Source organism: Streptomyces sp. NBC_00775 (assembly GCF_036347135.1).
GTDB classification, from domain to species: domain Bacteria; phylum Actinomycetota; class Actinomycetes; order Streptomycetales; family Streptomycetaceae; genus Streptomyces; species Streptomyces lutosisoli.
The window spans coordinates 3,976,949-3,988,263 of record NZ_CP108938.1; the positions used below are offsets into that span (position 1 = coordinate 3,976,949).

The 11,315-nt window shown below is 72.0% G+C and carries 8 protein-coding genes and 1 pseudogene; 5 read left to right on the plus strand and 4 right to left on the minus strand.

Going from position 1 to position 11,315, the window contains the following annotated elements:
- Positions 1-183: 183 nt before the first annotated feature.
- Positions 184-1,152 carry a DeoR/GlpR family DNA-binding transcription regulator gene (locus OIC96_RS17590; RefSeq protein ID WP_327431223.1) on the minus strand — a complete coding sequence of 323 codons (969 nt, stop codon included), beginning with the start codon at positions 1,150-1,152 and terminating at the stop codon, positions 184-186.
- Between the two features lie 167 nt (positions 1,153-1,319).
- A pseudogene (locus OIC96_RS17595) lies at positions 1,320-2,825 on the minus strand (NAD(P)H-quinone dehydrogenase); the annotation flags it as partial.
- A 50-nt stretch (positions 2,826-2,875) separates the two neighbouring features.
- Between OIC96_RS17595 and OIC96_RS17600 the strand changes: the two are divergent.
- From OIC96_RS17600 to OIC96_RS17615, 4 genes are all read left to right on the plus strand, one after another.
- Complete coding sequence (locus tag OIC96_RS17600) at positions 2,876-3,313, plus strand: gamma-glutamylcyclotransferase (RefSeq protein WP_330306915.1); 438 nt, start codon at positions 2,876-2,878, stop codon at positions 3,311-3,313.
- A 140-nt stretch (positions 3,314-3,453) separates the two neighbouring features.
- Positions 3,454-4,278, plus strand: coding sequence for a purine-nucleoside phosphorylase (locus OIC96_RS17605; protein WP_327431221.1), 825 nt, complete (start codon positions 3,454-3,456; stop codon positions 4,276-4,278).
- A gap of 222 nt (positions 4,279-4,500) precedes the next feature.
- The gene (locus OIC96_RS17610; RefSeq protein ID WP_330306914.1) at positions 4,501-6,156 is read left to right on the plus strand and encodes a phospho-sugar mutase; all 1,656 of its coding nucleotides are present in this window, start codon (positions 4,501-4,503) and stop codon (positions 6,154-6,156) included.
- 188 nt (positions 6,157-6,344) lie between these two features.
- Positions 6,345-7,556, plus strand: a complete 1,212-nt coding sequence (locus tag OIC96_RS17615) for a hypothetical protein (RefSeq protein ID WP_406502027.1) — start codon at positions 6,345-6,347, stop codon at positions 7,554-7,556.
- Positions 7,557-7,583: 27 nt separating this feature from the next.
- On the opposite strand, the gene OIC96_RS17620 is transcribed toward OIC96_RS17615, so the two are convergent.
- Both OIC96_RS17620 and OIC96_RS17625 read right to left on the minus strand, forming a co-directional pair.
- Positions 7,584-9,221 (minus strand): hypothetical protein, encoded by a 1,638-nt coding sequence (locus OIC96_RS17620; RefSeq protein WP_330306913.1) that lies wholly within the window; start codon positions 9,219-9,221, stop codon positions 7,584-7,586.
- A gap of 92 nt (positions 9,222-9,313) precedes the next feature.
- A complete protein-coding gene (locus tag OIC96_RS17625) occupies positions 9,314-9,976 on the minus strand; it encodes a PH domain-containing protein (protein WP_330306912.1) in 663 nt (220 codons plus the stop codon).
- 382 nt (positions 9,977-10,358) lie between these two features.
- Between OIC96_RS17625 and deoC the strand changes: the two genes are divergently transcribed.
- Entirely contained in the window at positions 10,359-11,315 is a 957-nt protein-coding gene (gene deoC / locus OIC96_RS17630; RefSeq protein ID WP_330306911.1) for a deoxyribose-phosphate aldolase, read from the plus strand.

An 11,315-nucleotide genomic window follows, 5' to 3' on the forward strand; every position in this document is an offset into this window, starting at 1 on the left:
CGCGGTGCGGCGGCCCGGTGCGCGAGAGGCGGGCAGGGCGGGCGGCGCCCTGAAGGGGCGCGGGGCTGTGTCGACATGCGGCTCCGCCGCGATGGGGGTCCCCCCGCTCAAGCGAAGCCGAGAGTGGGGAGCGGCCAGCCACGACGGGCCCGCGGACGACGCACCGGATTTCCAGCCGATCGCTCAGCGGCGGCGAAGATCCGCCACCCGTGCGCGCTCGCCCTGGGGCTGTTCGCCCAGGACCGTCGCGCTGCGCAGCTGGGGCCCCGCGCCCGGTACCACCTGGCCGCGGCGCGGCCCGGGGAGCGGTACGTCCCGGCGTGGCTGGCGCCCCGCCGGGACGGGATCGCCTCCCGCGCCGCCGGATGCGGATGACCCGGCCACCGCGATCTGTACGCCCTGGTCCGCCAGGGCCTGCAGTTCGGTGACCGCGCGGTCGTCGTGCGGGGGTGGCTCGTCCGTGACCAGGCGGGTGATCAAGTCGGTCGGCACCGTCTGGAACATGGTGTCCGTGCCGAGCTTGGTGTGGTCGGCGAGGACGACGACCTCCGCGGCGGCCTGCACCAACGCGCGGTCGACCGAGGCCGACAGCATGTTGGACGTGGAGAGCCCGCGCTCGGCGGTGAGCCCACTGCCCGACAGGAAGGCCCGGGAGACGCGCAGCCCCTGGAGGGACTGCTCGGCGCCGGAGCCGACCAGGGCGTAGTTGGAACCGCGCAGGGTGCCGCCGGTCATCACGACCTCGACGCGGTTGGCATGGGCCAGCGCCTGTGCCACCAGAAGGGAGTTGGTGACGACGGTCAGCCCGGGCACCCGCGCGAGCCGGCGAGCCAGCTCCTGCGTGGTGGTGCCCGCCCCCACCACAATGGCCTCGCCCTCTTCGACGAGACCCGCGGCGAGATCGGCGATGGCCGTCTTCTCGGCGGTCGCGAGATGCGATTTCTGCGGAAAGCCGGACTCCCGCGTAAACCCGCCCGGCAATACCGCACCGCCATGCCGGCGGTCGAGGAGTCCTTCTGCCTCCAGTGCGCGCACGTCCCGCCGTACGGTCACTTCGGAGGTCTGGACGACGCGGGCGAGCTCACGGAGCGACACGGCTCCATTCGCTCGCACCATTTCGAGGATCAATTGGCGACGTTCTGCAGCGAACACGAAACTGACAGTAACCCCAACGACCGTCTGCTTTCAGCAGTTTGCGCCGAATAACAGAAGTTGTTCGCACGGCAGGGCACGAAGTGGTATACGCGCCTACTCGTGCCGCCTATGCCGTACGAATGGTCGACAACTCCCCGTGACCAGCGGAGAGTCGCCGGAAACCGTCAGCCTTCGCCCGTGGCCTTGCGGGTGTGCAACTGCCGGGCGACCTCGGCGATCGAGCCCGACAGAGAGGGATACACGGTGAACGCGTTCGCGATCTGTTCGACCGTCAGATTGTTGTCGACCGCGATCGAGATCGGATGGATCAGTTCCGAAGCGCGCGGGGAGACGACCACACCGCCCACGACGATGCCGGTGCCGGGACGGCAGAAGATCTTGACGAAGCCGTCGCGGATGCCCTGCATCTTGGCGCGCGGGTTGCGCAGCAGCGGCAGCTTGACGACCCGGGCGTCGATCTTGCCCGCGTCGACGTCGGCCTGCGAGTAGCCGACGGTGGCGATCTCGGGGTCGGTGAAGACGTTCGAGGAGACCGTCTTGAGGTTCAGCGGGGCCACCGCGTCGCCCAGGAAGTGGTACATGGCGATACGTCCCTGCATCGCCGCGACGGACGCGAGGGCGAAGACGCCGGTCACGTCACCGGCGGCGTACACACCCGGAGCGGTGGTCCTGGACACCTTGTCGGTCCAGATGTGCCCGGAGTCCCTGACCTTGACCCCGGCCTCCTCCAGGCCCATCCCGCTGCTGTTCGGGATGGCGCCGACGGCCATCAGACAGTGCGAACCGGAGATGACCCGGCCGTCGGAGAGCGTGACCTCGACACGGTCGCCGACCCGCTTGGCGGACTCGGCGCGGGAGCGGGCCATGACGTTCATGCCGCGGCGCCGGAAGACGTCCTCCAGGACGGCGGCGGCGTCCGGGTCCTCGCCGGGCAGCACGCGGTCACGGGACGAGACGAGGGTCACCTTCGACCCGAGCGCCTGGTAGGCACCGGCGAACTCGGCACCGGTGACACCGGAACCGACGACGATGAGCTCCTCGGGCAGTTCGTCGAGGTCGTAGACCTGGGTCCAGTTCAGGATCCGCTCGCCGTCGGGCTGCGCGTCGGGCAGCTCACGCGGGTGGCCGCCGGTCGCGATGAGCACGGCGTCGGCGGTGAGCGTCTCCTCGGTGCCGTCCACGGCCCGTACGACGACCTTGCGCGAGCCGTCCAGGCCCTGCATGCCTTCGAGCCGGCCGCGACCGCGCAGGACGCGCGCGCCGGCCCGGGTCACGGAGGCCGTGATGTCGTGCGACTGCGCGAGCGCGAGCCGCTTCACACGCCGGTTGACCTTCCCGAGGTCGACCCCGACCACCCGGGCGGCCTGCTCCATGGGCGGGGTGTCGTCGGCGACGATGATCCCCAGTTCCTCGTACGACGAGTCGAAGGTGGTCATCACCTCGGCCGTAGCGATAAGGGTCTTCGACGGCACGCAGTCGGTGAGCACCGACGCCCCGCCCAGACCGTCGCAGTCGACGACGGTCACCTCCGCGCCGAGCTGCGCGGCGACCAGCGCCGCCTCGTACCCGCCGGGTCCGCCACCAATGATCACGATCCGAGTCACGTACTCCATTGTCCCGCACGCTTCAAGGTGCTTCCGCCCAGGGGGGCACCGCCCGTGCATCCGAGCTCCTTCTGTTACGCAAGAGGCGTACGTGTCGCTGCCGTACCCTCGACCCCATGTCGCTCTACGCCGCGTACGCCGGCAATCTCGACCCGCGGCTCATGACACGCCGCGCTCCCCACTCGCCGCTGCGCGCCACCGGCTGGCTGAACGGCTGGCGGCTGACCTTCGGGGGCGAGCACATGGGCTGGGAGGGCGCGCTCGCGACGATCGTCGAGGCACCGCGCTCCCAGGTCTTCGTGACGCTGTACGACATCGCGCCCCTGGACGAGGACTCCATGGACCGCTGGGAGGGCGTGGGCCTCGACATCTACCGCCGGATGCGCGTCCGCGTGCACACGCTGGAGGGGGAGGAGCCGGCGTGGGTGTACGTACTCAATGGGTACGAGGGGGGACTGCCCTCCGCGCGGTACCTCGGTGAGATCGCGGACGCGGCGGAGTCGGCGGGCGCGCCGCACGACTATGTGATGGAGCTGCGCAAGCGCCCCTGCTGAAGCCTCCGGCGCGGGGGCACCCCGGGAATCCTCCGTCTCCAACGAAGGGTCCCCTTTGTTGGAAACGACAAGACAACGATCGCAAGACCGTGAGCTCTGTCATCTACGCGCGTAGGCCTGGACCAGCTACGCTCATGCGCGTGAACGCATCTCTTCTTCCGGACGACATCCAGGGCGACCCCTACGCCGCCGCCGACGCCGCCGCCTCGCGCCTGCGCGAGCTCACGGGCGCCGAGACCCACGACGTCGCCCTCGTGATGGGCTCCGGCTGGGCGCCGGCCGTGGACGCGCTCGGCTCCCCCGACGCCGAGTTCCAGGTCACCGAGCTGCCCGGGTTCCCCCCGCCGGCGGTGGAGGGCCACGGCGGCAAGGTCCGCTCGTACAAGATCGGCGACAAGCGGGCCCTGGTCTTCCTGGGCCGCACCCACTACTACGAGGGCCGCGGGGTCGCCGCCGTCGCGCACGGCGTGCGTACCGCCGTCGCCGCGGGCTGCAAGACCATCGTGCTGACCAACGGCTGCGGCGGTCTGCGCGAGGGCATGCGCCCCGGGCAGCCGGTGCTGATCAGCGACCACATCAACCTGACGGCCACGTCGCCGATCGTCGGCGCGAACTTCGTGGACCTGACGGACCTCTACTCCCCTCGCCTGCGCGCCCTGTGCAAGGAGATCGACGGGACGCTGGAGGAGGGCGTGTACGCGCAGTTCCCCGGCCCGCACTACGAGACGCCGGCCGAGATCCGGATGGCGCGGGTCATCGGGGCGGACCTCGTCGGGATGTCGACCACCCTTGAGGCCATCGCCGCGCGTGAGGCCGGTGCCGAGGTCCTGGGCATCTCCCTCGTCACCAACCTCGCCGCCGGCATGACGGGCGAGCCCCTCAACCACGAGGAGGTCCTCCAGGCCGGCCGCGACTCCGCCGCCCGCATGGGCGAACTCCTGACCAAGGTCCTGGACCGCCTGTAGGACTTTCCTCGCCCCGCCCATCCCTGAGGGCTGCGCAGTTCCCCGCGCCCCTTTTAGGGGCGCGGGGAACTGCGCGAACGGCCCCCACCGGCCCGCAGACGAAACACAACCCCCGGGGTCGAAGGGGCAGAGCCCCTGGGGGATGGGACGGGTAGGGGCGGCGGGGGCGAGGAAAAACCGGGTACACAGCAACGTACGAACGAAGAGAGAGGTGCACCCGAGGTGCAGGACGAACTCATCGCACGGGCCAAGGCGTGGCTGGCCGAGGACCCCGACGCGGAAACCCGTGACGAACTCGCCAAGCTCATCGACGCCGAGGCCCTGCCCGAGCTCGCCGCCCGCTTCAGCGGCACCCTCCAGTTCGGCACCGCCGGCCTGAGAGGCGAACTCGGCGCGGGCCCCATGCGCATGAACCGCTCCGTCGTCATCCGCGCCGCCGCCGGCCTCGCCGCGTACCTGAAGAGCAAGGGCGAGACGAACGGCCTCGTCGTCATCGGCTACGACGCCCGCCACAAGTCCGCGGACTTCGCCCGCGACACCGCGGCCGTGATGACCGGCGCCGGCCTCAGGGCGGCCGTACTCCCCCGCCCGCTCCCCACCCCCGTCCTCGCCTACGCCATAAGGCACCTCGGCGCGGCGGCCGGCGTGGAGGTAACCGCCAGCCACAACCCGCCCCGCGACAACGGCTACAAGGTCTACCTCGGCGACGGTTCGCAGATCGTGCCCCCGGCGGACGCCGAGATCGCGGCGGAGATCGACGCGGTGCGCGCACTCGCCGACGTACCCCGCCCGGACTCCGGCTGGGAAACCCTCGACGAGGGCGTACTGGAGGCCTACCTGGCCCGTACGGACGCCGTACTGGCGCGGGGCTCCGCCCGCACCGCCCGCACCGTCTACACGGCGATGCACGGCGTCGGCAAGGACGTGCTGCTCGCGGCCTTCGCCCGGGCCGGGTTCCCCGCCCCCGTCCTCGTCGCCGAACAGGCCGAACCCGACCCGGACTTCCCCACCGTCGCCTTCCCCAACCCGGAAGAGCCCGGCGCGATGGACCTCGCCTTCGCGAAGGCCCGCGAGACCGGCCCGGACCTGATCATCGCCAACGACCCGGACGCCGACCGCTGCGCCGTGGCCGTGAAGGCCGGCGCCGACTGGCGGATGCTGCGCGGCGACGAGGTCGGCGCGCTGCTCGCCGAGCACCTGGTCCGGCGGGGCGCGCGCGGCACGTTCGCCGAGTCGATCGTGTCCTCCTCCCTGCTCGGCCGGATCGCCGGGAAGGCGGGGCTGCCGTACGAGGAGACCCTCACCGGCTTCAAGTGGATCGCCCGCGTGGAGGGTCTGCGGTACGGGTACGAGGAGGCGCTGGGCTACTGCGTCGACCCGGACGGCGTACGCGACAAGGACGGCATCACCGCCGCCCTCCTCATCACCGAGCTCGCCTCCGAACTCAAGGCTGAGTCCAATAGCGGCTCCGCCGCGGGGGGGCGCACGCTCCTGGACCTCCTCGACGACATCGCCGTCGAGTACGGCCTGCACGCCACCGACCAGCTCTCGGTCCGCGTCGAGGACCTGTCGGTCATCGCGAACGCCATGCGGCGGCTGCGCGAACAGCCGCCCACCGAGCTCGCGGGTCTGGCGATCACGAAGTCCGAGGACCTGACCAAGGGCACGGACAAGCTCCCGCCGACGGACGGTCTGCGCTACACGCTGGACGGCGCCCGCGTCATCGTCCGCCCGAGCGGCACGGAGCCGAAGCTGAAGTGCTACCTGGAGGTCGTGGTGCCCGTGGGCACCCACGACGACCTCCCGGCGGCCCACGCGAAGGCCACCGAGCTGCTGACGGCAATCAAGCGGGACCTGTCGGCCGCGGCCGGTATCTGACACCGCTGACACCGCCCGGGTGGGCCCGTCACCGTCGCGCGGACGGTGACGGGCCCACCCGGGGCGAAGCCCTTTCCGCCGCCCTTACGGGTGATTTCCGCACGGCAGTTGACGCAGCGCTCCCGTGCGCGACCGCGTGACCGAGGAACGGTTACCGGTAGCGCACACCGAGTCCCAGGAGCTGCCGCGTGCCCTCGACCGCTTCCCGGCCGACATCCGCCCCGCATCGGAACGCCCCGAGCGGACTCGTCCCGAACATCCGGCGCCCGCCGCGGGACGCCACCCGCGCCGCCAGACTCCTGGCCCATCTGCGCCGCGCGGCCCCCGCGCTCCTGGCCTACGCGGCCGTACGCGTCACCGGTCTGCTCCTGCTCGCCCTGTGGGCCCACCGGCAGCACCACGGCCTCTGGCCGATCCTGGCGACGGAGTGGGACGCGGGCTGGTACCTGGGCATCGCCGAACACGGCTACACGCACCACCTGGGCAGCGCCTACGACGCGAACAACCTCGCCTTCTTCCCGCTCTATCCCTTCCTGGTCAAGGCGGTCGCGGTGCTGACGCCAGGCACCCGGGCGACGACGGGCCTGGTGATCGCGGTCGCGAGCTCGTTCCTCGCCGCGTGGGGCATCCACTCGGTGGGCAGCCATCTGCACGGCCGCCGTGTGGGCGTGCTACTGACCGTCCTGTGGGCGGCGCTCCCGGTGGGCCTGGTCGAGTGGATGGGCTACACGGAGTCCCTGTTCACGGCGTTCGCCGCGTGGGCGCTGTACGCGGTGCTCACCGGCCGCTGGCTGTGGGCGGGTTCCCTGGCCGCGGTGTCGGGGCTGACCCGCCCGACGGGCATCGCGCTGGCCGCCGCGGTCACCGTGACGGCCCTGCTCTCCCTGCGCCGCGGCTTCTCGGCACGCGCCGCCGTGGCCGCCGCCCTCGCCCCGGCGGGCTGGCTCGCCTACGTCGGCTGGGTGGGCCTGCGGCTGGGCCGCTGGGACGGCTACTTCGCCGTACAGCGGCTGTGGCACAACGAGTGGGACGGCGGCGTGGAGACCGTGCGCCGGCTGCGGGAGGTCCTGGCGGACGACTCGACGCCCGAGCTGTTCCTGGTGATGGTGACCGTGACGCTGCTCGCGTCGGTGGCGCTGTACGTCCTCTCCGCGTGGGACCGCCAGCCGCTCCCCCTGCTCGTCTTCACCGGGGTCCTGCTCCTGATCGTCCTGGGCAGCGGCGGCGTGTACTTCCCCCGCGCCCGCTTCCTCCTCCCCGGCTTCCCGCTGCTGCTCCCGCCGGCCCTGCACCTCGCCCGCGCCTCCCGCCGCTTGCGGACACTCGCCCTCACGGCCGCGGTACTGGGCTCGGCGTACTGCAGCGCGTACATGCTTCTGGTGTGGCCCAGCGCGCCCTGACGACGGGGGCAGTCCACGGCCGCCCGGCTACGGGAGCAGGACGAGCAGCGCCACCCAGCCGAGGCCGGCCACCACGGCCACCGGCCACAACGGCCGGCCCAGCTCCCGCTCGCCGCTGTCGCCGGCCGGCCGCAGCGCCGGGTCCTGCCACATGGCGGTGATCTGGGCGGCCGCCTTCTCGTACGGGTGGATCAGGCCCAGCTTCCGCTCCAGCCAGGGCCAGCGCGGGCCGAAGGCCGACCACTCCGGGAAGGTGGCGCGGTGGCTGTCGATCTTCAGGTGGTTGCGCTTGCACTGGACGATCCGTATGTGGTCCCAGGCGATGTGGTGCGTGCGGCGCAGCCCGTTGAACCACAGCCCCGCGCCGTCCGCGGTGATGCGCCAGGCGACCCATGCGGGCAGCATCCAGACGCCGAAGGCGCCGAGCGCGATGCCGATCGCGTACCGCCACAGTCCGGTCTCGCCCCAGAAGAAGTGCGCGCCCCACACGACGATGGCGGCGGCGGACAGCCAGTCCGGCCAGCCCGCGCGCCAGCGCCGTACCGGCTCGGCACTCTCCCGCACCGCCGCGCTCGCCGCCGCACTCCGCTCCTCGTACGCGGCATCGCGTGCCGCGAGGGCCTTCTCCTTGGCGGTACGACGGCGCACGGCCGCCTCCGAGAATGGCCGCACGACTCCGGTCGACCACTCGACGACCGGGGGCTCGCCCGGTTCCTCGGCAGCGCTGACGACGACCACCTCGGCGCCGTCGTAAGGGACTCCGTAGAGGAGGGCTTCGCGGAGGGGCCCGGGGGCCGGGTCGTCTTCGAGCTCGTCGAGGAGTCTCTCCAGCTCCTCGTCGTCCATGTCGTCGTCATGATCGTGAGCGTCGGTGGACTCGCGCAGCGGGACGACGAAGAGCGGTCGCCGTGCCTTCCAGTCGTCGGCGGCGTACACCTCCGTGCAGACGTCCTCGTTGTCGCGGATCCGCACGCGCAGTACGGGCACGGGCGTACGGCGGAGGAGCCTGGCCCTACGGCGGCCCAGCAGGCCGGAGAGGACGACGGTCAGCCCCAGACCGAGGACGAAGCAGCCCCCCATCCGCACGCCCTGCCGGTCCTGGGCGGCGTCCGGCAGACCCGAGAGCGCGAGCACGACGGCGCCGAGCACGGCCAGCAGGAGCCCGGCCCACAGCAGGAAGATCCCGCGCTCCAGCGGCTTGGCCGCGCCCGGCAGCGGGGCGGTCACACCGTCGGCCGCGTTCAGGGCCGCGTGGCGCTGCCGCGTCCTGGCCCGCAGCCGTACAAGGGCGGACGCCCAGGACAGGGCCAGCGCCACGGCCGGCGGAATCGCCCACGGGAGCCCGGGCCGCTCGACCGCCAGGGCGACGATCAGGGCAGGCGCCGAGACAAGAACGATCTCCGGCAGCTGCATCATCCACACCACGTGGAGTGCGAGCAGCGCGGCGAGGTACGGGGACATGTCCGCGCCGAACAGCCAGAGGAAGGCCGAGGCCGAGGCGAGGAGGGGCACGCTCAGGAGGTGAACCGACAGGACGCGTAGCGGCACCCAGCGTGGCGGCAGCGCCCGCGTCCACCGCCAGGCCGACTCGCCGTCCCAGGAACGGCAGCCGTCGGGAACGGCGGAGGCGGGCAGCCGCAGCGGCCCCTCAAGACTCGTACTCATCGATGCGTCGCTTCCCAGACAGGCGGGCCGGAGGTGTGGTGGTGCCCCCGTTAATTAGCCGAGAAGCCTGTGAATCGTACGAGGGGGCCCGGTCAGCCCACCGCGAGCAGGATGGCCAGCAGGATCGCCCCCGCGGCCGCGGGCGCCATCACCTCGTACGCCCATCGCACACTGACCTCGCCCTGCGCGCTCTCCTCGGAGGCCCTGGCCTCGGCCAGGTCACGCAGGTCGTCCATGATCTGGTCGGTCTGGGCGCGGGTCGACGCGGCGGAGCCGGGGGTCGAACGGCCGAACGAGGACGCGCGGCCACCGCCCGGGCCCGACGTGGCGCCCCGCGCCTGCTGCTTGGCCACCTTCTTGCGGGCGCGCAGCGAGACGGGGACCGCCCACAGCTGGTACTTCGTGCCGGAGGTGTCGACGACCTCGTTGGAGTAGCTCGAGCGCAGGGAGGCGACCTGGCCCCAGGGCAGCACGATGACGCGGAACGGGTTGCGGATACGCAGCCGGTCCTCGTTCGCGTAGACCGCGGGGCGCAGGGTGAAGGCGGACACCAGCGGGACGACGAGGATCAGCGCGGCGAGTGCCAGCCAGGGGGTGCGGCCGTGCCCCGAGGCCAGCGCGTCGATGCCGAGCCAGCCGGCGAGGACGAGCAGCAGTGCGCCGCCCGCGATACCGGCGGGCGACCGGTAGATCCGGTCCTTCGACTCGGGTCGCGAGGCGTCCGGTACGGGTGGCTGGTGATCCGGGGTGGTCATGGCCCCGATTCTGCCGGACGCCTGCGGCGGGCTTGCGCGTGGTGGGGGTGCCGAGGCGTTTTTCGCCCCCGCCGCCCCTACCCGTCCCATCCCGTACCTGGGGGCTGCGCCCCCAGACCCCCCTAAAAGATTGCGCAGTTCCCCGCGCCCCTAAAAGGGGCGCGGGGAACTGCGCGAACGGCCCCCACCGGCCCGCAGCCAAAGAAACCGGGGCGGGCGGGGGATCGGGGCGAAGCCCCGCCGAAGGGGCGCGGGGAACTGCGCGAGCAACCCCCACCGGCCCGCAGCCGACGAACAACCCACGGGGTCGAAGGGGCAGAGCCCCAGAAGGACCCCGGGGGTGTACAGCCGCTACGCGCGTAGATATGCTCGGCTGGTGACCATGCCCACCACTGCACCCGCTGCACACGCACTCACGGACGTGACCGCGTCCGACAGCACGCTGCGCCGCTTCCTCCACGGGCTCCCCGGCGTAGACGCGGTCGGCCTGGAGGCGCGCGCCGCCTCGCTCGGTACCCGTTCCATCAAGACCACCGCGAAGGCGTACGCCATCGACCTCGCCATCTCGATGGTCGACCTGACGACGCTGGAAGGCGCGGACACCCCGGGCAAGGTCCGGGCGCTCGGCGTCAAGGCGGTCCACCCGGACCCGACCGACCGCACGACGCCCTCCACGGCCGCGGTCTGCGTCTATCCCGACATGGTCGCCACCGCCAAGGCGGCCGTCGCCGGCTCCGGCGTGAAGGTCGCCTCCGTCGCCACCGCGTTCCCGGCCGGCCGCGCCGCGCTGGACGTGAAGCTGGCCGACGTGCGCGACGCCGTCGCCGCGGGCGCCGACGAGATCGACATGGTCATCGACCGCGGGGCGTTCCTCGCGGGCAACTACATGAAGGTGTACGACGAGATCGTCGCCGTGAAGCAGGCCTCCGGGGCGGCACGCCTCAAGGTCATCTTCGAGACCGGCGAGCTGTCCACGTACGACAACATCCGGCGCGCCTCCTGGCTCGGCATGCTGGCCGGTGCGGACTTCATCAAGACCTCGACCGGAAAGGTCGCCGTCAACGCGACCCCGGCCAACACGCTCCTCATGCTGGAGGCGGTCCGCGACTTCCGCGCCCAGACCGGCATCCAGGTCGGCGTGAAGCCGGCCGGCGGCATCCGCACCACCAAGGACGCCATCAAGTTCCTGGTCGTGGTGAACGAGACGGCGGGCGAGGACTGGCTGGACAACCACTGGTTCCGCTTCGGCGCGTCCTCGCTCCTCAACGACCTGCTGATGCAGCGTCAGAAGCTGGCCACCGGCCGCTACTCCGGCCCCGACTACGTGACGGTGGACTGA